Below are 21780 nucleotides of genomic sequence, written 5' to 3'. Positions count from 1 at the left end.
GAAAACCTCACACAATACCGGTGGCATAGAAAGTACCGATCACCACGAACACCGCGAGGGTCTTGATAATCGTGATGCCGAAAATGTCCTTGTAGGCTTCGCGGTGGGTCAAGCCGGTGACCGCCAGCAGCGTGATCACCGCGCCGTTGTGGGGCAGGGTGTCCATGCCGCCGCTGGCCATGGCCGCGACCCGGTGCAGCACTTCAAGAGGGATATTGGCCGCATGGGCCGCTGAAATAAAGCTCTCGGACATCGCCGCCAGGGCAATGCTCATGCCGCCGGAAGCCGAGCCGGTGATGCCCGCCAGCAGGGTCACGGTAATTGCTTCGTTGACCAGCGGGTTGGGGATGCCCTTGAGCCAGTCCGCCAGTACCAGAAAGCCTGGCAGCGAGGCGATTACTGCGCCAAAGCCGTATTCCGAGGCGGTGTTCATTGCCGCCAGCAGCGCGCCGCTGACCGCACTTTTACTGCCTTCGGCCAGCTTGCTTTTGATCGCGGAGAAGCCGAACACCAGTACCACGATAATCCCCACCAGCAACGCCGCCTGCACCGCCCAGATCGCGGTGAGCTTTGCGATTTCGGTGGTCACCGGCGCGCTCATGCCTGGCAGGCTGAGGCTGTGGGTCTTGCCGTACCACTGCGGGATCCAGTGGGTAAACAGCAGGTTCATTACCCCGACCAGAATCAACGGCGACAGCGCGATCCAGGGATTGGGCAGGCTGAGGTTCTCGGCGGTTTCCGGCTCGTTACGCAACTCGGTGCCATAACCTTCCCCGGCCCGCTGGGCCTTGTTGCGCTGGCGGGCCAGGTAGAGCATACCGGTGCAAAACACGAAGATCGTGCCGATCAGCCCCAGCCACGGCGCCGCCCAGGCAGTGGTGTTGAAGAAGGTACTGGGGATGATGTTCTGGATCTGCGGCGTGCCGGGCAGGGCGTCCATGGTGAACGAGAACGCGCCGAGGGCGATGGTTGCCGGGATCAGGCGCTTGGGGATATTGCTCTGGCGAAACATCTCCGCCGCGAACGGGTAAACCGCAAACACCACCACGAACAGCGACACGCCGCCGTAGGTGAGCAGGGCGCAGACCAGCACGATCACCAGCATTGCCTGGCGCGTGCCCAGCAAGCGGATCGCAGCCGCCACGATCGAGCGCGAGAAACCCGACAACTCGATCAGCTTGCCGAACACTGCGCCGAGCAGGAACACCGGGAAGTACAGTTTGATAAAACCGACCATCTTTTCCATGAACACCCCGGTAAAGGCGGGGGCGACGGCTGATGGGTCGGTGAGCAGCACCGCGCCGAGGGCGGCGATGGGGGCGAACAGGATAACGCTGTAGCCACGGTACGCAGCCAGCATCAGCAGCGCGAGCGCGGCCAGGGCAATGATCACACTCATGGTGTGTCTCCATCGGATTGTTATTGTTGTGGGGTGAAGCGGTGGGAGGGCTATAGCTAGATGTGTGCCATGTTATTAACTATTTGAAAAACAACAATATTTTCAGAATTTTCAACAGCGCTTTGAAATTTTATCTCTATTTTGAGACAAGCAAATACCTAATGTGGGAGGGGGCTTGCTTCCGAGAGCAGTGGGTCAGGTACAGATGCTCAGCCTGACAGGCTGCCATCGGGAGCAAGCCCCTCTCACAATGGATTGTCTTTGTATTGAGAATTGGGTCTCAATATGGAGACTGAGTTAGCCCCAGCGCCACCATTTTCTTGTACAGCGTCGACCGTCCAAGCCCCAACTGCCTGGCGGCCTCTACCACATTCCCGGTACACGCCTGCAACGCCGCCCCAATCACCTGCCGATCAAACCGCTCCCGCGCCGCCGCAAAGGTTTCACCCTCGATCGCGTCCACCGGGCCACGGACTACTGGGCTGAACGTACCAATCGCTGCACGAACCTGCGCGGCATTCAACATCAGGTCATCACTGAGCAACGCCGCCCGCTCCAGCACATTGCGCAGTTCACGGATATTGCCCGGCCATGCATGTTGTGCGAGCAACACCAGCGCCTCAGGGTCCAGTTCGTGCTGGCTGCGCAACTCTTCGAGGATCGCCTCGCTCAGCGCTGGAATATCCTCCAGCCGTTCACGCAACGGCGGTACCTGGATCGGCAGTACGTTGAGGCGGTAATACAAATCCGCACGAAACTCGCCACGTTTGATCGCTGCCTCCAGGTCCATGGATGTCGCGGCAATCACCCGCACATCGCTGTGCAGCATCTCGTTGGAGCCCACCGGTTCGAATTCTTTTTCCTGCAACACCCGCAGCAATTTGCTTTGCAGCGGCAGCGGCATGTCGCCAATTTCGTCGAGAAACAGCGTGCCGCCCTGGGCGATCTGGAACTTGCCGGGGCGACCCTTGCGGTCGGCGCCGGTAAATGCACCGGGTGCGGTGCCGAAGAACTCTGCTTCGAGCAGATCGTGGGGAATCGCGGCGCTGTTGATGCTCACGAAGGCTTTGTGCGCCCGCGGTGACGCACCGTGGATAGCCTGGGCGAGCAGTTCCTTGCCGGTGCCGGTTTCCCCCAGCAGCAACACTGGCGACTCGGCACTCGCACTGCGCCGCGCCCGGCGCTTGACCTCCAGGCTGGCAGCGCTGGTGCCGATAAAATGCGCGAAGTTGTATTTGCTTTGCCGCGAGCGCAGCAGCGAGCGCGTCGAGGCCAGCTCTTGCTGCATGCTCAGGTAGCGCTCGATCAGCGGTGACAGGTTGCGCAACTCATCGAACAGCGCAAAGCCAATCGCGCCGATCACCGCTCCGGCATCATCGTGGATTGGCAGGCGCATCACCACCAGCGGGCCCTTGGGGGTGTCCTGGATATCCAGCAGTATCGGCCGGTCGTTGTGCACCACCTGGCGCAACAGGCTATTGGAAATCACCTGCTCGCAGGGCTGGCCGATGGCCTCATCGGCGCTGTGCAGGCCGAAACGCCTGGCGTAGCGCTCGTTCATCCACACGATGTTCGCGTCGCGGTCGACGATGACCGTGCCTTCGCTGGACTGCTCGATGATCTCGAACAACGACTGAATGGCCAGGCCGCGAACGTGTTGATAATCCTTGAGGCTGGTACTCATGGAGGCAGAATCCTGTTGATCATCACAAAGGGATGTGCGCTGCAGCCAGCAGTTCTTTGGTATAGGGGTGCTGGGGCGAATCAAACACATCATGACTGGCACCGCGCTCCACTACCTTGCCATCCTTGACCACGATCATGTCATGGGCCATGGCGCGCACCACGGCCAGGTCATGGCTGATAAACAGGTAAGTCAGGCCATATTTGTCCTGCAGTTCACGCAGCAACGCCACCACTTGTTTCTGCACCGTACGGTCCAGGGCCGAGGTGGGTTCGTCGAGCAGCATCAGCGCCGGTTTGAGCACCAGGGCGCGGGCGATGGCGATGCGTTGGCGCTGGCCACCGGAAAACTCATGGGGGTAGCGATGCCGGCTGGCGGGGTCGAGGCCCACGTCCTTGAGCACCTGGATCACCTGGGCATCGCGCTCGGCCAGGCTGCATGGCGCATGCACTTCCAGGCCTTCGCTGATGATCTGCTCGACCGACATGCGCGGGCTGAGGCTGCCATAGGGGTCCTGGAACACCACCTGCATCTGCTTGCGCCACGGGCGCATCTGCTGATGGTTGAGCGGGTCGAGGGCCTCACCCTGGAAGCGGATGCTGCCGGTGGAGTCAAGCAAACGCAGGATCGCCTGGCCCAACGTCGATTTGCCTGAGCCGGACTCACCGACAATCCCCAGGGTCTTGCCGCGCTGCACGCTGAGGCTGATGCCGTCGACCGCACGCAGCCAGGTCTTGCGCCGAAACAACCCGCCGCCCAAGGGGAAATCGACGTTGAGGTTGTCTACTTGCAACACCGTCTCGCGCGCATCGCTGCACAGCGCATCGCCCGTGGGCTCGGCGTCCAGCAGCAGGCGGCTGTAAGGGTGCTGTGGGGCCGTGAACAAGGTCTGGCAGTCAGCCTGCTCGACAATTTCCCCGGCGCGCATCACGCAGACCCGCTGGGCGATACTGCGCACCAGGTTAAGGTCATGGCTGATCAGCAGCAGCGACATGCCCAGGCGTTGCTGCAAAGACTTGAGCAGCAGCAGGATCTTGCGCTGCACGGTCACGTCCAGCGCGGTGGTGGGCTCGTCGGCAATCAGCAACTCCGGCTCGCAGGCCAGGGCCATGGCGATCATCACCCGCTGGCGCTGGCCGCCGGACAACTGATGCGGGTAGGCCTTGAGCCGTTCCTGGGGTTTCTGGATACCCACCAGCTCCAGCAGTTCGAGAATCCGCGCCCGCGCCTGCTTGCCGCCCAGGCCCTTGTGCAGCAGCAAGGTTTCGCCGATTTGCTTTTCGATGCTGTGCAACGGGTTCAGGGACGTCATCGGCTCCTGGAAGATCATCGCAATTCGGTTACCGCGCAGTTTTTGCAGGGTAGACGGCGCTGCACCGATCAACTCCTGGCCACGATACTTGATCGAGCCCGTGGTTTCGGTACCGGCTTGCGGCAGCAGTTGCAGGATTGAATGGGCGGTCACTGACTTGCCCGAGCCCGACTCACCCACCAGCGCCAGGCACTCGCCGGGGCGCACATCCAGGCTCAGATTGCGTACCACGGTCTGGCCGCTGAACGCGACGCACAGGTCGCGGATTTCGATCAGGTTCATAGGCAATTACTCATGAGCGAGGGTCGAAGGCGTCACGCAACGCCTCGCCGATAAACACCAGCAACGACAGGATCAGCGCCAAGGTGAAAAACGCGGTCAGGCCCAGCCAGGGGGCTTGCAGGTTCTGCTTGCCCTGGGCGATCAGCTCACCCAGGGACGCGCTGCCAGCCGGCATACCGAAGCCGAGGAAATCCAGGGCGCTCAAGGTGGATATCGCCCCGGTCAAGATAAACGGCAGATAGCTCAGCGTCGCGGTCATGGCATTGGGCAGGATATGCCGGCGAATGATCTTGGCGTCGCCCAGGCCCAGGGCGCGCGCGGCCTTGACGTACTCCAGGTTGCGCCCGCGCAGGAACTCGGCGCGCACCACATCCACCAGCGCCAGCCAGGAAAACAGCGCCATGATCCCCAGCAACCACCAGAAATTCGGCTCGACGAACCCCGACAGGATAATCAGCAAGTACAGCACCGGCAGGCCGGACCACACCTCCAGAATGCGCTGCCCGAGCAAATCCACCCAGCCGCCGTAGTAGCCCTGCAACGCCCCGGCGGCAATGCCGATGGCGGCGCTGATGGCGGTCAAGGCCAGGGCAAACAGGATCGACACCCTTGCGCCGAAGATCACCCGCGCCAGTACATCGCGGGACTGGTCATCGGTGCCCAGCCAGTTCACCGCCGACGGTGGGCTCGGGGCAGGGCGGGTCAGCTCATAATTGGGGGTGTCGTCGCTGAAGGGAATCGGCGGGAACAGCATCCAGCCGCCGTCCTGCTTGATCAGCTTTTGCACATAGTCACTGCGGTAATCGGCCTGGAACGGCAGCTGCCCGCCGAACTGCTGTTCGGTGTAGCGCTTGAACACCGGGAAATACAGTTCGTTCTTGAAACTGAGCACCAAGGGTTTGTCATTGGCGATCAACTCGCCGCCCAGCGTCAGGATAAACAGGCCGATAAACAACCACAGCGACCACCAGCCACGCCGGTTTTTCTTGAAGCGTTCGAAACGCCGACGCGCAACGGGAGACAGGTCAAGCATCAGGCGTTCCTCGCAGCAAAGTCGATACGCGGGTCCACCAGGGTGTAGCAGAGGTCACCGATGAGTTTTATCAAAAGGCCGAACAGGGTGAAGATAAACAGCGAGCCGAATACCACCGGGTAGTCACGGGACACTGCCGCCTCGTAGCTCATGCGGCCCAGGCCGTCGAGGGAGAAGATCACTTCGATCAGCAGTGAGCCGGCAAAAAATACGCTGATAAACGCTTGGGGAATCCCCGAGATCACCAGCAGCATGGCATTGCGAAACACATGGCCATACAGCACCCGGCGTTCGCTCAGGCCCTTGGCACGGGCGGTCACCACGTACTGGCGGGTAATCTCATTGAGGAACGAGTTCTTGGTGAGGATGGTCAAGGTGGCAAACCCGCCGATCACCAGCGCCGTCACCGGCAAAACCAGGTGCCAGAAATAGTCGGCAACCTTGCCCACGGTGCTCAGTTCGGCAAAGTTTTCCGACACCAGCCCGCGCACCGGGAACCAGTTCAGCGACGTACCGCCGGCGAATACCACAATCAGAAACATCGCAAACAGGAACGCCGGCATCGCGTAACCGATCACGATGGCCGTGCTGCTCCACATGTCAAAGCTGCTGCCATGGCGCACGGCCTTGCGTATCCCCAAGGGTATCGACACCAGGTAGGTGATCAGCGTCGCCCACAGGCCAAGGGAAATGGTAACTGGCATCTTTTCCAGGATCAGGTCGGTTACCGTCGCGCCGCGAAAGAAACTGTTGCCGAAGTCCAGCTGGGCGTAGTTCTTGAGCATCAGCCACAGGCGTTCCGGTGCGGACTTATCGAAGCCGTATTGTTTTTCGATGTCCTTGATCAGCTTCGGGTCCAGGCCACGACTGGCCCGGGAGCCGCTGATACCTTCGCCGGATGCGCCCGCTACACCGCCGCCGCCAATGCCTTGCAGATGGGCAATGGCCTGTTCCACCGGCCCGCCGGGCGCGGCCTGCACGATCACGAAGTTCACCAGCAGGATGATCACCAGCGTCGGGATGATCAGCAGCAGGCGCCGTACGATATAGGCAAACATCAACGGGCTCCTCCGCGTTTTTTCAGCTCGGCCTGCATTTGCTCGTTAGTCAGTGGCGTGGGGCTGACTTCCCACCAGGTTTCCAGGGCTTCGTCATTCTTCGCCTCGATCGCCGGGCGGCCGAAACGGTTCCACCACGCGGCGGAGGTGCCCGGGGGGTAATAGTTGGGGATCCACAGGTAATTCCATTGCAGCACACGGTCCAGGGCGTGGGCGTAGGTGAGCATCTGCGCCTGGGTGTCGGCCTTCACCAAACCGTTGATCAGCGTATCGACGGCCGGATCCTTGAGTGCGATGTAGTTGTTGGCGCCCGGATCGAACGCAGCGGCGGAGCCGAAGTAGTTGTAAAGCTCCATGCCGGGCGAGGTGGTGACCGGAAAACCGGTGACGATCATGTCGTAGTCACGGGCCATCAGGCGGTTCACGTACTGCGACGAGTCGATGCGGCGGATATTGAGGGTGATGCCGATCTGCGCCAGGTTGCGCTTGTAGGGCAGCAACAGGCGCTCAAGCCCGTTCTGGACGTTGAGGAAGGTGAACTCCAGCGGCTCGCCCTGGGCGTTGACGAGTTTGTCACCCACCGGTTTCCAGCCAGCGTCCTCAAGCAGTGCCAGGGCTTGCAGTTGTTTATCGCGGATCATGCCGCTGCCGTCGGTGACCGGGGCCTTGAATACCTGGGTAAACACTTCATCCGGGATTTGCCCGCGCAACGGTTCCAGGATCGCCAGTTCTTCCTGGGTCGGCAATTGGCTGGCCGCCAGCGGGCTGTTGGAAAAGTAGCTTTGCTGGCGGATGTACAGGTTGCGCATCATTTGCCGGTTGGCCCATTCGAAATCCCACAGCATCGCCAAGGCCTGGCGCACGCGGCGATCTTTGAAAATCGGCTTCTGCACGTTGAACACATAGCCTTGGGCCGGTTGCGGCATCTCTTTGGCCAGGTGTGCGCGCTGCAGGCGACCATCGTCCAGCGCCGGGCCGTTGTAGCCGATGGAATAGCCGGTGGCGGAGAATTCACGGTTGAAGTCGTAGGCGCCGCCGCGCAGCACCTGGCGCGCCACTTCGGTGTCGCCGAAGTATTCCAGGCTCAGGTGATCGAAGTTGTACAGGCCACGGCTGACCGGCAAATCCTTGCCCCACCAATCCGGATCGCGGGTAAAGGTGATGGTGCTGCCGGCGTCGATCTTGCTGACCTTGTACGGGCCGCTGCCCAGCGGGGCTTCGTAGCCGCCGCCATTGGCAAAGTCGCGGGTCTTCCACCAATGCTCCGGGAACACCGGCAAGGTGGCGATATCCAGGGGCAGGGTGCGGTTGTCGTTGCTGGAGAAGTCGAAGCGTACCTGACGCTCGCCTTCGACTTCGACGTGCTTGACGTCGGCAAACAACGTGCGAAAGCGCAGGCTGCCTTGGGTCATCAGCAGATCGAAGCTGTAGCGCACGTCTTCGGCTGTAATCGGGGTACCGTCGGCGAAACGCGCCTTGGGATTGAGGTAGAAACGTAGCGACAGGCCGTCGTCGGCGCGCTCCATTTTTTCTGCCACCAGGCCATAAACGGTGTAGGGCTCATCCAGCGAGCGCAGCGCCAGGGGCGCATACACCCAGCCGTCGACCTGAGACACGCCAATACCTTTGTCGATATACGGCAGCACATGATCAAACCGCCCGACCTCCAGCGCCGAGCGCCGCAGGCTGCCGCCCTTGGGCGCGTTGGGGTTGGCATAGTCGAAGTGGCTGAAACCGGCGGGGTACTTGGCGGGCTCGCCGTAAACCGTCAGGTAGGTTTGCGGGGCCGCGATCGCCGCAGTGCTGGCCATCAGCAGGGCCAGGGTGGAGCAGAGCAGAGATGAAAAAGCCAATCGCATTATCAGCCTTGAACGCCGGGTTAAGAAGAATAGGGATTTGTACGCTAACGGCCTGGGCATCGCCAGTCATCACATGCACAACGGCCCGCCAAAGGGCGGGCCGTTGTTTATCGCATCTGCGCCGATTGAATCAATCCTGGCGGCTGGTGACTTCCAGCAGGTGATAACCGAACTGGGTTTTCACCGGGCCCTGCACGGTATTGACCGGGGCGCTGAATACGACAGTGTCGAATTCCTTGACCATTTGGCCTGGGCCGAACGAACCCAGATCACCGCCCTGGCGGCTGGATGGGCAGGACGAATTGGCTTTGGCGATTTCTGCGAAATCAGCGCCGCCTTCGATTTGGGCCTTGAGTTCGTTGCACTTGTCTTCAGTGGAAACGAGGATGTGACGGGCGGTGGCTTTGGCCATGGGGAATAACTCCTAGAGTAAAAAAACGGTGAGCGTACCGGATTCAGGCGGTTATTTCCTGGCAAAGTTCCGCTGTTGTTCAGTCCTGCCTTTTTCAGCGTGGCGGTTCAAGGCAACACGATGTAGTCGTTGCGCTGCACGATCGGTTGGTGCGGCCCCTGCACCAGGTGGATGTAACGGCCGTCCACCAAGTCGATCGGCAGGCAGTCGTCAATATCCAGCACGCCGTCGGTGTGGGCCTGGGACCAGTGGCGCAGCATCTGCTGCTTGCCCTGGCTCATGGCCTGCTGTTTGTTACGAGCGACTACCAGCAGGTAGTGATGGGCCTCGCCGAAACTATGGGCTTCATAGCCACCGAGGTTGATGAAGTACAGGCGGGGCGCGTCGCCATGAGGCGCCAGATGGCTCAGTTCAACTTTCCAGCCGTCGACGCCGTCGACCGCCATCCATGAGTCGATGTGCACACCCTTGGGGCTGCCAAACCAGGCGTCGCGCAATTGCGGGTAGCTGGCCTGCAACGTATCCGCCATGGCGAACACTACATCGTGTACTTCGATTTTTGCCCGTGGATGCTTGCCCCCGAGCATGACGACAAACAGCATTACCGGTGATTCCTGGCGACTGGCGAAAGGGCAACCATACTGCGATTGAACCCTTTTGTCCGCTCAATGCCACATTGTTAATCAGCACACTCACCAGGAGGTTGTCATGCGTACCATTGATCTGGCCGGTGTTCCCGTCCCTGTCATCGGCCAGGGGACCTGGCGCATGGGCGAAGACCCAAGCCGGCGCCGCGCCGAAGTTGCTGCGCTGCAACTGGGTATCGATGAGGGCCTGACGCTCATCGATACCGCCGAGATGTATGGCGACGGCGGTGCCGAAGAGGTGGTCGCAGAGGCGATTCGTGGCAAGCGCGACCAGGTATTTCTGGTCAGCAAGGTCTATCCGCATAACGCCAGCCAAAAGGGGGTGCCTCGCGCCTGCGAAGCCAGCCTTCAGCGCTTTGGCACCGATTACATTGATTTGTATCTGTTGCACTGGCGCGGCCAGTACCCACTTGAAGAAACTGTCGAAGCGTTCGAGCGTTTGCGCGAGGCCGGCAAAATCGGCCGCTGGGGTGTTTCCAACTTTGATGTGGCAGACCTGCAGGAGCTCGCATCCCCTGCATGTGCGACCAATCAAGTGCTCTACAACATTGAAGAGCGCGGGATCGAGTTCGACCTGTTGCCATGGTGGCAACAGCATCATTTGCCACTGATGGCTTATTGTCCCATCGCCCAGGGTGGTGAGCTGCTGTCGAGCCCGACCCTCAAGCAGATCGCACGTCGCCATGAGGTCACACCGGCCCAGGTATCGCTGGCGTGGGTCCTGCGCCAGGAGGGTGTCATCGCAATCCCCAAGGCGGTCACACCTGAACACATCCGACTCAACGCCGCAGCTGCGAAGCTGGTGTTGGATGAACATGACCTGGACGCTATCGATCGTGTGTTCGCAGCGCCCAAGCGTAAGCACCCATTGGCGATGGTGTAACCGGCCAGCAGGAACGGCGCCTTCCCTGGCAGCTGTTCCCGCTCTAGCCGTGGTTAGCCGGCCACTGGGCTGCGCCAGTCGTCCGAGCCGGAAGTTCCGGCCACTTCGTGAGTCCAGATGATCTTGCGATAGGTGAAGTGCACATCCTCCAGATGAGTGAAGTGGGCGTTGTCGGGGTCCTGGCAGTTGGGCATGCGTGACTGGATGTCCACGATAGTCGCACCCTCCAGTTCAATGGTGAAGTAGTGCTCCTGGGTTCCGGCGGACGAGGTGCGCAGCCATTCGAGGCGGCAGGAGACTTCTTCACCGCTGGTCAGGGCGCTGAATAGCAGCGGTGACGATTTATCGAAAACCTTGCTGATCATCAGCGGCTTGTGCACGCGCTGACCTGTCGGCTGGCCCGATTGCGGATCGCGAGGAATGATCACCTGATGGGCAAACGCCTGGACCAGTATCTGATCCTCATGACCTTCCTGATAAATGTTGCCTACCGAGTCCTGAGTAAATGTGCCTGCCGTGATCAAACCTTGTTTGACTCCGGTGATGGAGAGGTACGCGGGTGTTGGCATGATTGGTTTCCTTGCCGGGTTGAGTAGGTTTTGCCGAACAGCGAAATGGCTGAACGGGTAGGTGCCTATAACCTATAACAAGAAGCGTGCCTGAAAGTGTGAAGTTCAATGAAATAAGGGCGAGCACTGTTTGGTGCGCTGCGTATTGGGTTTTTATTCCGGGCTATGGGCTGTTTTTAGTTATAAAAGTTGCGCATCGATGCGCACTTAGTTGCTCACGTGTTTTTACGGTGAAGTATACGGCTGGCCGAGCTAACAGAGTTGTTGTTACTCGAATGTGTGCGCAAATAGCTGCGCAGGCCAAGATTATAGCGGCGCGTAGGATGTTTCTTAAGTTTTGGTCCGTCGCTTGCTCATTGCTTTATGCATGGCTAAGGTTCTTGTGTCTCGATATGTTTGAACGGAACTTAAGGGCTCTCTGATACGTACTTTAATGGCGTTAAGTTTGCCTATTTTGCCTTGGATGGTTGTGTGCGGCCGAAAATGAGTCATTCAAAAGAACTGTATGCCGATTATTTGCTACTTGCACGAGCAGCCTGTTCGCCAGGTAGTTTCGTGGGCATTGATATGCGCTTTTCCAACGAGTTCGAAGCGCTGGAAGGCGAACTTGGCAAAGCGCAGTCGGTTCATGGCAATGGGCTGCCGGATTGGCAGCGGGTCAGCGAAATCAGCGAATGCCTGCTGCGTGAGCACTCCAAGGATCTGCGTGTCGCCTGCTGGTTGACCTGGGCCTTGTATCAGCGTGATTCATTGGCTGGATTGCTGGCCGGCCTCGGTGTGCTGCGTGAGCTCTGCGAGCACCATTGGGTGCACGTCTACCCTGGCAAACTGCGTACCCGCGTTGCAGCGTTTGGCTGGTTGGTGTCGCGCCTTGAGCAAGCGTTTGCAAAAAAAATCTCGCTCAATGATCAACAGCCTTTATTTCAAGCGTTGCTGGAACACCTCGAACATCTGGACCAACTATGGGCCCAACATCTGGGGAGTGATGCTCCCGTGCTGCTGCCGATTCGACGGCAATTGGCGGAGCGCCTGGCCGATGCCGCGCAAGGGGCGCCAGAAGCTGATGGGCGCGCGGGTGCTATTCCCGGCGTGAGGCAAGCGGCGGTCCAGTTGCCCACCCCCGAGCAATCGGTCAACAGCGAAAAAGAGGCGCACAAATTACTGCGCTCATTACAGGAACAGGCCCGGCCTTTATGCGCCTGGTGGTTGCGTCAGAACGCCACCGACCTGCGGGCTTTGCGCCTGGGCCGAACCTTGGCATGGCTGATGCTCGTCAACTACCCCGACGCCAACAGTGAACGCATAACCGCGCTGCGCCCATTGGCCGCCGACAAGCTCAAGCGTTATCAGGAGCGCTTGAGCCAAGGCCATTACGCCGATGTGCTGTTCGAACTGGAAGTCAGTCTGGCCGGTGCGTTGTTCTGGTTCGATGGTTTGCGCATGGCCTGGGAGTGTCTGGACGGCTTGCACGCGGACCTGGCCATGGCCGAACTGGAGATACATTTCGCGCTGCTGCTGCAGCGCCTGCCAAACCTGACGGAGTACCGCTTCGACGACGGCACCCCCTTTGCCGACACTGCGACAGCCGAGTGGATTGCGCTGCACGTGATGCGCCATGTGCGCAAGCCTGCGCCCAGTGAAGTCGTGACCGACCTGACGACCCAACCCTGGGACGCGGCGTTGGACGCGGTAATGCCTTGTCTGCGCAAGGACGGGCTCAAAGCCGCGGTGGGTGTGATCAAGCAAGGCTTGCAGGGCGCGGTCAGTGATCGCTGCCGTTTTCATTGGCGCCTGGCGCTGGCCAGGCTGTGCATGGCGGCCGGCAAACACGAGCTGGCCAGGATCCAGCTGGAGCAACTCGATCTTCAATTACAGCGCACGGGCCTGGAAAGTTGGGAGCCGGCGTTGGCCCTGCAAGTCGCTCAGCTCCTGTACCGCTGCTACGACCTGCTACCTCAAAGCCAAGCCATACGCGACGGCAAGGATGCCCTGCATCGCCGGTTGTGTCATTTCGACCTGGAAGCAGTACTTCAATAGCGCCTCATTAAATAAAAGGAAAAGCACCATGGCCAAAGACGGTTCGGTAGCCCCCAAGGAACGTATCAATATTACCTTCAAACCCGCCCTCGGCGGTGCCCAGGAAGAGGTCGAGCTACCGTTGAAGCTGCTGGTGCTGGGGGATTTTTCCAAACGTGCGGACCTGCGCAAGCTGGAAGATCGCAAGCCCATCGGTATCGACAAGCACACCCTCGACGAGGTGTTGGCCAAGCAAGCAGTGAGCCTGACGCTGAACGTACCCAATCGCCTCCAGGATCAAGCCGACGTGGAAGAATTGGCGATCCAGGTTCGCATCAACGCGATGAAAGACTTCAATCCCGCGAATCTTGTCGAGCAGATCCCGGAGTTGCAAAAGCTGATGGCACTGCGTGAAGCACTGGTGGCGCTCAAGGGACCATTGGGCAACACCCCAAGCTTTCGCAAGGCGATCGAGCAGGCATTGACCCATGGTGATTCCCGCGCACGAGTTCTGGCCGAGCTTGGGCTGCCCAGCCCAGACGCCTGACATTTTCAGTAAAAGGACACTGATACCATGACCACGATTCAACACGAGCTGCAATCGGTACAGACTATCCACACCTGCAGCATCCTCGACAACATCACCGCCCAGACATTGCTGAGCGCCGACGACGAGGCTTACGGCATCGCCAAGCGCGGCGTATCGGCGTTTATCGCGGAGCTGCTCAAGCCACACAACCGTGACGAACCGGTAAAGAAACGCCTGGTCGACCGGATGATCGCCGAAATCGATACCAAGCTCAGCCAGCAAATGGATGAGATCCTGCACCATCCCGACTTCCAGGCGCTGGAAGCTTCCTGGCGGGGGTTGCAGTTGCTGGTCGACCGCACCAATTTTCGCGAGAACATCAAGATCGAGCTGTTGAATGTCTCACGCGAAGACCTGCTGGATGATTTCGAGGATTCCTCGGAAATCACTCAGTCCGGGCTTTACAAGCATGTTTACAGCGCTGAATACGGTCAGTTCGGTGGGCAGCCGGTGGGTGCGATCATTGCCAATTATTTTCTCTCGCCCAGTGCGCCCGATGTAAAGCTGATGCAATACGCCTCCAGCGTCGCCAGCATGGCTCACGCCCCCTTTATTGCTGCGGCGGGGCCGAGTTTCTTTGGCTTGGAAAGCTTCACCGGGCTGCCCGACCTGAAAGACCTGCGGGATCATTTCGAAGGGCCGCAGTTTGCCAAATGGCAAAGCTTTCGCCAGAGCGAAGACGCCCGTTACATTGGCCTTACTGTCCCGCGCTTTCTGTTGCGCACCCCGTATGACCCCCTTGAGTGCCCAGTCAAGACCTTTGCATATCAGGAAAACGTGGTTAACAGCCACGAGCATTACCTGTGGGGCAATACCGCCTATGCCTTTGCCACACGCCTGACAGACAGTTTCGCTCGCTTTCGCTGGTGCCCGAATATCATCGGGCCGCAAAGCGGCGGGGCCGTCGAGGACCTCCCACTGCATCACTTCCAGAGCATGGGCGAGATTGAAACCAAGATCCCTACCGAAGTGCTGGTATCGGATCGGCGCGAATACGAGCTGGCGCAAGAAGGGTTCATCGCCTTGACCATGCGCAAGGGCAGCGACAATGCAGCGTTCTTTTCCGCCAGCTCCGTGCAAAAGCCCAAATCCTTTGGCATCAGTGAAGAAGGCAGGGCGGCAGAACTGAATTACCGCTTGGGCACCCAATTGCCCTACATGATGGTGGTCAACCGCCTGGCCCATTACCTCAAGGTTCTGCAACGCGAACAGTTGGGCGCTTGGAAAGAGCGCACGGACCTTGAGCAGGAACTCAACAAGTGGGTTCGCCAATATGTGGCGGATCAGGAAAACCCCAGCGCCGAAGTGCGTGGACGGCGCCCACTGCGTGCCGCGCGCATCGTCGTCAGTGATGTCGAGGGCGAGCCCGGCTGGTACCGCGTCCACGTGACAGTGCGCCCGCATTTCAAGTACATGGGGGCAGACTTCACCTTGTCCCTGGTTGGCAAGCTCGATAAAGAATGAGCAGAGGCCAGGGCATGATTCAGCACAACAGCCTTTTCGAGCGTCTTGAATACGGTGCATCGACGCAAGGGTGTCCTGTGGCGTCCATCGCCGCACATCTGGGGAAAATGCTCAGCACACGTGCGGGCAGTGTCCAGACACTGGCTGATTATGGTTTGCCTGATCTCAACGACATGCGACTGAGCCTGCATGAATCATTGACTCAGTCGCGGCTGCATATCGAGCGTTTTATCCAGGCCTACGAACCGCGACTGGCGAATGTGCATGTCAGGCTGTTGCCCGATGTGCGTGGGTCCCTGGTCCTGGCATTTGCAATTGAAGCTGAGCGAGTTATCGACGGCGTCCTGCAACCGGTCGTGTTTCAGGCCCGTCTTGCGCAAGCCGGGCGGGTAGAGGTTTTCGTCCATGACGTTTAACCGCTACTTTCAAAGTGAACTCAGCGCGCTGCGCCAACAAGGGCGGCGTTTTTCCGAGCGCAATCCAGCTCTGGCGCCGTTTCTTGCTGAGGCCGGCCAGGACCCGGATGTCGAGCGTTTACTGGAGGGGGTTGCATTTCTGACCGCTCGCCTGCGACAAAAGCTGGATGACGAACTGCCGGAGCTGACGCATTCGTTGATGCACTTGTTATGGCCCCATTACATGCGGCCAACACCGGCCTTCAGCATCCTGCAATTCGACCCCTTGAAACGTGCCGGCCCCAGTGTTCGAGTGGCCCGGGACACCGCCGTGGAAAGCGCTCCCACCAAGGGTGAGCGTTGCCGGTTCCGCACATGCTATGCCACCGACATCATGCCCCTGCAACTCAGTGGCCTGGAATACCGCTGCCAGGGCGAGGGGGCCTGGCTGGAATTGCAACTGACCATGAGTACCCAAGGTAACTTCAGTGAGTTGGCATTTGATTCGCTGAGGCTGCACTTGGCTGGCGACCACTACATCAGTCAGGGCCTGTACCTCAGCCTGTTGCGCCATGTCGACAGTATCTGCCTGTCGCTGCTGGATCACGAGGGTGTACCGGTGAGGACCCGCGACGGGCAACCTGTAACGCTGCGCCTCAGTGCCGGCCAGGTCCAGCCAGTGGGGTTTTCCCCGGAGCAGGCGCTGATTCCTTATCCGCAGAACACCTTCGATGGTTATCGGCATCTGCAGGAGTACTTCGCTTTTCCCGAGAAATACCTGTTTGTCGACGTCGAAGGGCTGAACGTGGTGCACACGCTGCCTGACGAGCTGCTCCGGGAGGCGCATGGCATGGTGATGCGCTTCGAACTTCACACCCAGGGCCGTGATCCCCTGCGTCCAACCCTGGACAACGTGAAGCTGTATTGCACGCCCATCGTCAACCTGTTCAAACAGGATGCGATCCCCATTCGCCTGGACGGTAAACAGGATGAGTACCTGTTGGTACCTGGGGAATATACGCCGGGCAATGCCAGTGTGTTTTCCGTGGACCAGGTCACCGGGTGGCGCCCCGGCGGGTTGGGCTACCAGACCTATGTGCCGTTCGAGTCGTTTGAACATGACGGCGATCACGAGGCTATGGCGGCCCCCTCCAGTTACAGCATTCGCCAGCGTTCGTCGGTACAGCATGGCGGGCTTGATACCTGGATGGGATTCCCCAGCCGCCGCGAACAGGGCCAGGAAACCCTGTCGGTCGAACTGACCTGTACCAATTGCAACCTGCCGCGCCAACTTCGTGCAGGCGAAATCACCCTGCCCGGGGAACAGACCCCGGAGTCATTGGGGTTTTGCAACATCACCACGCCCACCGCGAGCTTTGCGCCGCCACTGGACCAGGATTTTTTGTGGAAGCTCATCAGCAATATGTCAGTCAACTATCTGTCGTTGACCGATATCAATGCCTTGAAAGTGATACTCCAAACCTACGACTTGCCGCGCTATCACGATCGACAGGCGCTGAAGGTCAGTCAGAAAAGGTTGAGCGCTTTGCGCTCCATTCGCCATGAGGCAGTGGACCGTCTGCACCGCGGTCTGCCTGTTCGAGGCTTGCAGGTCGAGCTGACCGTTGATTCCCAGGGCTTTGTCGGTCAGGGCGATCTGTTTGTATTCGCCTCTGTTCTCAATCAGTTCTTTGCGCTCTATGCAAGCCTCAATTCGTATCACGAGTTGCGGGTCATCAGCACACAAGGAGACGTGTACCTATGGCCATCCCGGATGGGGCAGCAACCGCTGTTTTGACTCAACTTTGCCGTGTGATTCGTGAGTACACGCTATTTCAGGCGATTGTGCAGGTCATCGAACGACTGCGCGAGGCTCATCCGCTGCTGGATGACGAGGCGCTGTATGACCAATTGGAGTTCCAGGCCAACCCCGGTTTTGGGTTTGCCGCGCACGATATCGACCGTGTGGAGTTTTTCAGCGAGCACGGGGCCTTGCGCGCTCGCTTGCGTCTCAACGTATTGGGGTTATTCGGTGCTGGCTCGCCGCTACCTGCGTTTTACGCCGAGCAAGCGTTTGCCGAGCGTTCGGGCGGCAACCCGACTCGAGATTTCCTTGATCTGTTCCATCATCGCCTGCAGCGCTTGATGTTGCCGATCTGGCGCAAATACCGTTATCGGGCGTGTTTCCGGGCAGGTGCTAACGACAGGTTTTCCGAGCAGATGTTTGCCTTGATGGGGCTGGGCGACAGCGCAATTCGCAGTGCTTCGCAGCTTGATTGCAAGCGCCTGCTGCCTTATCTGGGCCTGCTGAGTTTGCGAGTGCACTCGGCTGCGCTGATCGAGGCTGTCCTGCGTTACTACTTCAAGCACGACGCGTTGTTTATCGAGCAATGGGTGGAGCGCACGGTCGAGGTCAGCCAGTTGCAATGCAATCATCTGGGGCGGGCCAACAGTGCCCTTGGTCAGGACCTTGTCCTGGGGCATCGCATCGCTGACCGCAGCGGTAAGTTCAGGGTGCATCTTCTGGCGCTGGGTTGGCAGCGTTTCCATGATTTTCTGCCTATCGCTGAGGCGTACCAGCGGCTGTGCGCGCTGGTGCGACTGACCCTGCGCGACCCTCTGGAATACGACCTGCGCCTGACGTTGGCGCCGGGCGAGGTCAGGCCGTTGCACATCGGCGAAAACACGCTTTGCCGCCTGGGCTGGACCACCTGGCTGGCGCATGAACAGGCCGACGGCGTGGTTACGCTTGCCAGCAATTTTCACAGGGGTTGATGATCATGATGAATGTGGACCTGCCAGGCGAATTGTCCGACCCACTGGTATACGCCAATGCGCTGGCCGCCTGCTTTACACGCCTGGCGTTGTACCGTGATGAACAGGCGCTGCCTGATGCGCTCGTCGCCGGTGTGGCACAACTGAACCAGTGCGAACTCAGCCAGTTTTACCTGCTCAATGAAGTGACCGGTCGCCTTGAACTGATTGCCCAACATTTGTCCGAGGCGGCATCGATGGTCGTCGCGGTCGCAGATTCTGATCTGCACCATCCACCCCTGTTGAACCATACCTTGAGCCAAGGTGCTGTCCTGAGCCTGGAAGATGTGCAGAGCAGTTGCCATGACGTTAATTTCCTGCCCGTACCGGTGAAGCCCTGGCGGGCGCTGTTGAGCGTGCCGTTGCTCAATCGTGGTGAGCGGGTCGCCGGTGTGCTGCTGTGCGCTCGGCAACAGCCGGGCCAGTTGCAAGGCTACGCCACCTCCCTGGCGCAGTTGGGCAGCTTCGCCGTGAACCAGCTGCTGGTACTGCGCGGTATGCAGCCCAACGTTGATTCAAGGCTCAGGTGCAACAAGCCATTGGCCAGGGAGTACGGATTGATTGGCTCCAGTGCGGCGATGAAACAGACGTGCCATTTGATCAGTAAAGTCCTGCATACCCCGTATACCGTACTGCTGTGCGGCGAGACCGGTACCGGCAAGGAAGTGGTAGCTCGGGCCATTCATGCGGCCGGCCCGCGCCGGGAGAAAGCCTTCGTCGTGCAGAACTGCGCAGCGTTCCCTGAAGGGCTGCTCGAGAGCGAGCTCTTCGGTTATCGCAAAGGTGCGTTCACGGGGGCCGAGCGCAATCATGCGGGTCTGTTTGATGCCGCGCACGGCGGTACGTTGCTGCTGGATGAAATCGGCGACATGCCGCTGGCACTGCAAGCCAAATTGCTGCGGGCCTTGCAGGAGGGCGAGGTCCGGCCGCTGGGTGCCAGCGCGGCGCATAAGGTCGACGTGCGGATCATTGCGGCCACTCATCGCGACCTCGCTGCGATGGTCGCCGAGGGGCGCTTTCGCGAAGACCTCTATTACCGGCTCGTGCAGTTTCCGATCACGTTACCGGCCCTGCGCGAGCGAGACGGCGACCTGCTGCAACTGGCGCGCTATTTCACTGACGAGGCGTGCGCGGCGCTGGAGAGGTCACCCGTGGGTTGGTCCACCCTGGCCCTTGATCAACTGTCCGGCCACGCCTTTCCTGGCAACGTACGCGAGCTTAAATGCATGGTTGAGCGTGCCGTGTTGTTGTGTGACGCCGGCGTGATCTTGCCGGAGCACCTGGCGCTGCCACCGACTGCGGCGCCGGCCGCGAGCGACGATGTGACGCTGCGCCAGCGCATGGAACGAGTAGAGCGAGTGTTCCTGCTCGATTGCTTGCACAAGAACCATGGCAATCGCACCCGTACCGCGCGGGAGCTAGGGGTTGCCCGACGCACGCTGCTTTACCGTCTTGCACGCTTGAATATCCCCGTCGGCGATGCCAGGGAGAAATGCTAATGGTGCACTTGATTTTTACTGTGGGAGAAACCTGATGCCTGACCGTCCATGGCACGCCGTGTTGCTTGTGTTGTGTTTGCTGGGTGGCTGTAACGCCAACTACGTGTTCGATGATGCCGAGTACCGTCCTCTGGGTGACCCACAGGCAATTATTCGTGGCCGATGAATAGAGGGATCATGACGATGCAGCTTGTGTTTGAGGTCTGTACGGTCGACAGCGCCAGCGCCGAACCCTCGGCCCACAAAGTATTTGACGCAGTGGGCGGCGTGATTGGCCGCGGCCCCGGATGTGACTGGGTGATACCCGACCCCAGCCGCGTGCTCTCCAGTCACCATGGATTAGTCGGTTACCGTGAGGGCCGCTATTTCCTGACTGATATCAGCCGCAACGGTATTGGCGTGGCAGGCAGTGCTGAACGCCTGCGCAAGGGGCAGGCGCGATTGATCAATGATGGCGATGTATTCGAACTTGGGGCGTTGGTACTACGTGCGCGTTTGTTGCAACCCGCACGACCTTGCGGCGAGCTGCGTGCCAGTGTGGCAGTACCGATTCCCGATGATGCCTTCCTGTCCCTGGACCCTCTGCACGCGCTGGACCTGGAGCACCAGCAGCAGGCCATCTCGGATGACCTGGCAGCATTGAGCGAGGCCGTTGATGAGCAAGGGGTGTGGGCCGAACGCCACGGGACCGATAGGGAGCATGTGACATTCCCGCGCCGGGCAGAACCCGGGGTAGAGGTTGCTGCAGTGCACGTTAGTGCAATGGGACCCTCGACTGATGAAGTGTTCTGGTCACAGTTCGCGGCGGCCTTGGGCGTGGGGCTCGACGCACTCGACCCAGCGGCCAGGGAGGTACTGGCGATCAAGGTGGCGGGGTTGTTTCGCTTGACGATCCAGGGGCTGCAACAAGCCCTGCGCACGCGTGAAGAGTTGCATCACGAATGGGGGAGGTCGTCGTTCGACAGTCAGGGCGCAGCCCGGAACCCTTTGAAAATGTTCAGCGACACCAACGCGGCGTTATCCGCACTGCTGGATACAGGGGCTTTGGGCCAAATGCCCGCCTCGCGGGCCATTGGTCTGGCTCATCGGGAGCTGCAGGTACATCAGGTCGCGCTGCAGGCTGCGTGTCGCAGCACCGTGAACAAGGTGTACACGGCCTTCGAGCCGAACCATTTGGCCTGGTGCTTTGAATCTCAGGGCAAGCCGCCACGATTTTTCACCGATGGCGCGCGTTGGCGTGCTTACCAGCGTCACTACCAGCGTTTGGTGGCGCAAGGGCCGTTGAACGATCGCCCGTTGAACGGCGATTTCGCCACGGCCTATGAAGAACAGGTGCGCCTGATCTCCTCCCTGCACATTGATTTTTCAGGATGATATTCATGTATCGAGCTACCCGTGCTTTGGTGTTGCTTTTGTTTGGTTTCTTGGCGGGTTGCAGCGCCGTATCGCCTTTTTCCACGCTGACCAAGCTGGACGTTGTGTTGACCGCCAACGAGCACGTCAACCCTGACCTGCACGGTCGCCCCTCTCCCGTGGTGGTGCAGTTGATCGAACTGCGCCATGGCGTAGCCTTCGAACATGCCGACTTCTTCAGCCTGTATGACAAGGCGCAGCAATTGCTGGCAAAGGACTGGGTAAGCAGTGAAGAAGTCGAGCTGCGTCCAGGTGACCACCTGGCGCTCAAACTCCGTATCGGTCCCGACAGTCGTTTTGTAGGGGTGTTGGCGGCTTACCGAGACTTGCCGCACGTTCAATGGCGGCAGTTGATCCCCGTGACTATGCACCAGCGCAACCGTGCCGATCTGGTGCTGGACCAGGACGGTATACGCGTCGTCGACTCGCTCGCCGGGATGGAGGTGCGCTGA

20 protein-coding genes are annotated in these 21780 nt (G+C 59.7%); 11 read left to right on the top strand and 9 right to left on the bottom strand.

The genetic code is table 11. The annotated features are described in order from the left end of the window. Nucleotides 1-7: 7 nt before the first annotated feature. From E3O56_RS03525 to E3O56_RS03490, 8 genes are all read right to left on the bottom strand, one after another. On the bottom strand, nt 8-1399 hold the full coding sequence (locus E3O56_RS03525; protein WP_005788811.1) for a GntP family permease: 1392 nt from the start codon (nt 1397-1399) through the stop codon (nt 8-10). A 280-nt stretch (nt 1400-1679) separates the two neighbouring features. Further along, a complete protein-coding gene (locus tag E3O56_RS03520; protein WP_103734351.1) occupies nt 1680-3083 on the bottom strand; it encodes a sigma 54-interacting transcriptional regulator in 1404 nt (467 codons plus the stop codon). Nucleotides 3084-3105: 22 nt separating this feature from the next. Continuing rightward, nucleotides 3106-4677 carry an ABC transporter ATP-binding protein gene (locus E3O56_RS03515; RefSeq protein WP_103734350.1) on the bottom strand — a complete coding sequence of 524 codons (1572 nt, stop codon included), beginning with the start codon at nt 4675-4677 and terminating at the stop codon, nt 3106-3108. 10 nt (nt 4678-4687) lie between these two features. Then, complete coding sequence (locus E3O56_RS03510) at nt 4688-5710, bottom strand: ABC transporter permease (RefSeq protein WP_005788807.1); 1023 nt, start codon at nt 5708-5710, stop codon at nt 4688-4690. Next, nucleotides 5710-6768: a microcin C ABC transporter permease YejB gene (yejB, locus tag E3O56_RS03505; protein WP_032876053.1), complete on the bottom strand. Its 1059-nt coding sequence runs from the start codon at nt 6766-6768 to the stop codon at nt 5710-5712. The genes E3O56_RS03510 and yejB overlap by 1 nt, the downstream gene beginning before the upstream one ends. Then, on the bottom strand, nt 6768-8627 hold the full coding sequence (locus E3O56_RS03500; protein ID WP_248127870.1) for an extracellular solute-binding protein: 1860 nt from the start codon (nt 8625-8627) through the stop codon (nt 6768-6770). The genes yejB and E3O56_RS03500 overlap by 1 nt, the downstream gene beginning before the upstream one ends. Before the next feature lie 130 nt (nt 8628-8757). Beyond that, a complete protein-coding gene (locus E3O56_RS03495; protein ID WP_005788801.1) occupies nt 8758-9039 on the bottom strand; it encodes a peptidylprolyl isomerase in 282 nt (93 codons plus the stop codon). 107 nt (nt 9040-9146) lie between these two features. Then, nucleotides 9147-9641, bottom strand: a complete 495-nt coding sequence (locus E3O56_RS03490; RefSeq protein WP_228309789.1) for a DUF1543 domain-containing protein — start codon at nt 9639-9641, stop codon at nt 9147-9149. 106 nt (nt 9642-9747) lie between these two features. Between E3O56_RS03490 and E3O56_RS03485 the strand changes: the two genes are divergently transcribed. Next, a complete protein-coding gene (locus E3O56_RS03485) occupies nt 9748-10569 on the top strand; it encodes an aldo/keto reductase (RefSeq protein ID WP_248127869.1) in 822 nt (273 codons plus the stop codon). 53 nt (nt 10570-10622) lie between these two features. Here the strand turns inward: E3O56_RS03485 and E3O56_RS03480 are convergent, their stop codons facing one another. Further along, the gene (locus tag E3O56_RS03480; RefSeq protein WP_005788794.1) at nt 10623-11138 is read right to left on the bottom strand and encodes an Hcp family type VI secretion system effector; all 516 of its coding nucleotides are present in this window, start codon (nt 11136-11138) and stop codon (nt 10623-10625) included. 483 nt (nt 11139-11621) lie between these two features. On the opposite strand from E3O56_RS03480, the gene tssA reads away from it, so the two are divergent. The 10 genes from tssA to tssJ are packed head-to-tail and all read left to right on the top strand — an operon-like array spanning nt 11622 to nt 21780. Next, nucleotides 11622-13175: a type VI secretion system protein TssA gene (gene tssA, locus E3O56_RS03475; RefSeq protein ID WP_248127868.1), complete on the top strand. Its 1554-nt coding sequence runs from the start codon at nt 11622-11624 to the stop codon at nt 13173-13175. A gap of 28 nt (nt 13176-13203) precedes the next feature. Next, nucleotides 13204-13701 carry a type VI secretion system contractile sheath small subunit gene (gene tssB, locus E3O56_RS03470; RefSeq protein ID WP_032876040.1) on the top strand — a complete coding sequence of 166 codons (498 nt, stop codon included), beginning with the start codon at nt 13204-13206 and terminating at the stop codon, nt 13699-13701. A 27-nt stretch (nt 13702-13728) separates the two neighbouring features. Continuing rightward, a complete protein-coding gene (tssC, locus tag E3O56_RS03465) occupies nt 13729-15207 on the top strand; it encodes a type VI secretion system contractile sheath large subunit (RefSeq protein WP_248127867.1) in 1479 nt (492 codons plus the stop codon). 14 nt (nt 15208-15221) lie between these two features. Then, on the top strand, nt 15222-15623 hold the full coding sequence (gene tssE, locus E3O56_RS03460; RefSeq protein ID WP_103734348.1) for a type VI secretion system baseplate subunit TssE: 402 nt from the start codon (nt 15222-15224) through the stop codon (nt 15621-15623). Beyond that, nucleotides 15613-17400, top strand: coding sequence for a type VI secretion system baseplate subunit TssF (gene tssF / locus E3O56_RS03455; RefSeq protein WP_248127866.1), 1788 nt, complete (start codon nt 15613-15615; stop codon nt 17398-17400). The genes tssE and tssF overlap by 11 nt, the downstream gene beginning before the upstream one ends. Beyond that, nucleotides 17364-18377 (top strand): type VI secretion system baseplate subunit TssG, encoded by a 1014-nt coding sequence (gene tssG, locus E3O56_RS03450; RefSeq protein ID WP_032876032.1) that lies wholly within the window; start codon nt 17364-17366, stop codon nt 18375-18377. Before tssF ends, tssG begins: the two co-directional genes overlap by 37 nt. 8 nt (nt 18378-18385) lie before the next feature. Next, nucleotides 18386-19915, top strand: coding sequence for a sigma 54-interacting transcriptional regulator (locus E3O56_RS03445; RefSeq protein ID WP_248127910.1), 1530 nt, complete (start codon nt 18386-18388; stop codon nt 19913-19915). 34 nt (nt 19916-19949) lie between these two features. Further along, complete coding sequence (locus E3O56_RS03440) at nt 19950-20081, top strand: type VI secretion protein (protein WP_078821533.1); 132 nt, start codon at nt 19950-19952, stop codon at nt 20079-20081. Nucleotides 20082-20092: 11 nt separating this feature from the next. Further along, nucleotides 20093-21289: a type VI secretion system-associated FHA domain protein TagH gene (gene tagH, locus E3O56_RS03435; RefSeq protein ID WP_103734346.1), complete on the top strand. Its 1197-nt coding sequence runs from the start codon at nt 20093-20095 to the stop codon at nt 21287-21289. Nucleotides 21290-21294: 5 nt separating this feature from the next. After that, nucleotides 21295-21780: a type VI secretion system lipoprotein TssJ gene (gene tssJ, locus E3O56_RS03430; RefSeq protein ID WP_032876027.1), complete on the top strand. Its 486-nt coding sequence runs from the start codon at nt 21295-21297 to the stop codon at nt 21778-21780.

The sequence above is a fragment of the Pseudomonas sp. W2Aug9 genome (assembly GCF_023127755.1).
In the GTDB taxonomy this organism is placed as follows: Bacteria; Pseudomonadota; Gammaproteobacteria; order Pseudomonadales; family Pseudomonadaceae; genus Aquipseudomonas; species Aquipseudomonas synxantha_A.
Note: the sequence above shows the minus strand (reverse complement) of the source record. Positions and strands in the feature narration are given on the sequence as shown.

Excerpts from the sequence above, each read along its gene's own strand:
- tssA (WP_248127868.1), top strand. The coding sequence starts at position 11,622 with ATGAGTCATTCAAAAGAACTGTATGCCGATTATTTGCTACTTGCACGA.
- E3O56_RS03480 (WP_005788794.1), bottom strand. The coding sequence starts at position 11,138 with ATGCCAACACCCGCGTACCTCTCCATCACCGGAGTCAAACAAGGTTTG.
- tssF (WP_248127866.1), top strand. The coding sequence starts at position 15,613 with ATGACGTTTAACCGCTACTTTCAAAGTGAACTCAGCGCGCTGCGCCAA.
- E3O56_RS03490 (WP_228309789.1), bottom strand. The coding sequence starts at position 9,641 with ATGCTGTTTGTCGTCATGCTCGGGGGCAAGCATCCACGGGCAAAAATC.
- yejB (WP_032876053.1), bottom strand. The coding sequence starts at position 6,768 with ATGTTTGCCTATATCGTACGGCGCCTGCTGCTGATCATCCCGACGCTG.
- tssB (WP_032876040.1), top strand. The coding sequence starts at position 13,204 with ATGGCCAAAGACGGTTCGGTAGCCCCCAAGGAACGTATCAATATTACC.
- E3O56_RS03440 (WP_078821533.1), top strand. The coding sequence starts at position 19,950 with ATGCCTGACCGTCCATGGCACGCCGTGTTGCTTGTGTTGTGTTTGCTG.
- E3O56_RS03510 (WP_005788807.1), bottom strand. The coding sequence starts at position 5,710 with ATGCTTGACCTGTCTCCCGTTGCGCGTCGGCGTTTCGAACGCTTCAAG.
- tagH (WP_103734346.1), top strand. The coding sequence starts at position 20,093 with ATGACGATGCAGCTTGTGTTTGAGGTCTGTACGGTCGACAGCGCCAGC.
- E3O56_RS03495 (WP_005788801.1), bottom strand. The coding sequence starts at position 9,039 with ATGGCCAAAGCCACCGCCCGTCACATCCTCGTTTCCACTGAAGACAAG.
- E3O56_RS03445 (WP_248127910.1), top strand. The coding sequence starts at position 18,386 with ATGAATGTGGACCTGCCAGGCGAATTGTCCGACCCACTGGTATACGCC.
- E3O56_RS03520 (WP_103734351.1), bottom strand. The coding sequence starts at position 3,083 with ATGAGTACCAGCCTCAAGGATTATCAACACGTTCGCGGCCTGGCCATT.
- E3O56_RS03500 (WP_248127870.1), bottom strand. The coding sequence starts at position 8,627 with ATGCGATTGGCTTTTTCATCTCTGCTCTGCTCCACCCTGGCCCTGCTG.
- E3O56_RS03515 (WP_103734350.1), bottom strand. The coding sequence starts at position 4,677 with ATGAACCTGATCGAAATCCGCGACCTGTGCGTCGCGTTCAGCGGCCAG.
- tssG (WP_032876032.1), top strand. The coding sequence starts at position 17,364 with ATGGCCATCCCGGATGGGGCAGCAACCGCTGTTTTGACTCAACTTTGC.
- E3O56_RS03525 (WP_005788811.1), bottom strand. The coding sequence starts at position 1,399 with ATGAGTGTGATCATTGCCCTGGCCGCGCTCGCGCTGCTGATGCTGGCT.
- tssE (WP_103734348.1), top strand. The coding sequence starts at position 15,222 with ATGATTCAGCACAACAGCCTTTTCGAGCGTCTTGAATACGGTGCATCG.
- tssC (WP_248127867.1), top strand. The coding sequence starts at position 13,729 with ATGACCACGATTCAACACGAGCTGCAATCGGTACAGACTATCCACACC.
- E3O56_RS03485 (WP_248127869.1), top strand. The coding sequence starts at position 9,748 with ATGCGTACCATTGATCTGGCCGGTGTTCCCGTCCCTGTCATCGGCCAG.
- tssJ (WP_032876027.1), top strand. The coding sequence starts at position 21,295 with ATGTATCGAGCTACCCGTGCTTTGGTGTTGCTTTTGTTTGGTTTCTTG.